The following is a 795-nucleotide window of genomic DNA, read 5'->3' as shown; positions in this document are numbered from 1 at the left end:
CTTCTCAGACGTCAGGCAGAACGCGGACGAACATGACCAAACCACCATGAGGGCAGCCTGACGAAAGATCGCAGCACTTGCCCTCCCTGCGCGCTCGCCGCCATCGGATGGCGCCTTAGCTTAACCGCCGACCGGCCCCGACAACGTCTCCAAGCCGGCCTCGATTGCCTCGATGTCCTGCTCGATCTGCGCAATCGACAACCTGCAGTCAAAGCCCGCCCAGGCTTTCAGGTCTCCGGCAAGGCGCCGGCGGTGCATCCTCAGCTCCTCAAGCGACTGGCGGTCTTTCAGACTCGCGTAGCCTTCCACAATCAACTCAATCGCACTCGACATGACGCTACTCCACAAAAACAATTCGGATCTAATCGGATGAGCTTAGTGCAAGCCGAAAGGCTGGCGCAACTTCTACGCTGGCTTCTACACCCAGGCCCTTTTGACTGCAGGGCCCAACCAAGCTTTCGGCAAAATAGGTCAAGATCGTTGACGAGTTGGCAAGGGAGTGGACGCAGTCCTGAGGCAGTGAGCCTGACGTATTGAAATCCGCAATTTACCGGTGGTAGTATTCCACTTTTGCTACTCGCGCTATTTGCTCTGACGCCATCCTGATAGTGCTTTTTTGTGCTGGGGAGGACATTTATGCGAGGCTCTCGCGCAATCGTTTACGCCGAACGACTTAGCGAACTCACTTCTCAGCTCTCAGAATTGGAACATCTTCGAGGCCTGGTCGAAGAAGCAGAGCGCCGCGCTCGCGGTGTGCCCCCATTACGCTTGACACATCCTCCTTCTCGCCGCCTT

Annotated in this window: 1 protein-coding gene; it reads right to left on the bottom strand. The window is 56.7% G+C overall.

The genetic code is table 11. The annotated features are described in order from the left end of the window. Positions 1 to 120: 120 nt before the first annotated feature. A complete protein-coding gene (locus FXB41_RS42230) occupies positions 121 to 333 on the bottom strand; it encodes a hypothetical protein (RefSeq protein ID WP_219681394.1) in 213 nt (70 codons plus the stop codon). Between the last annotated feature and the right edge of the window lie 462 nt (positions 334 to 795).

It is taken from the genome of Bradyrhizobium canariense, assembly GCF_019402665.1.
Classification (GTDB): Bacteria; Pseudomonadota; Alphaproteobacteria; order Rhizobiales; family Xanthobacteraceae; genus Bradyrhizobium; species Bradyrhizobium canariense.
Note: the sequence above shows the minus strand (reverse complement) of the source record. Positions and strands in the feature narration are given on the sequence as shown.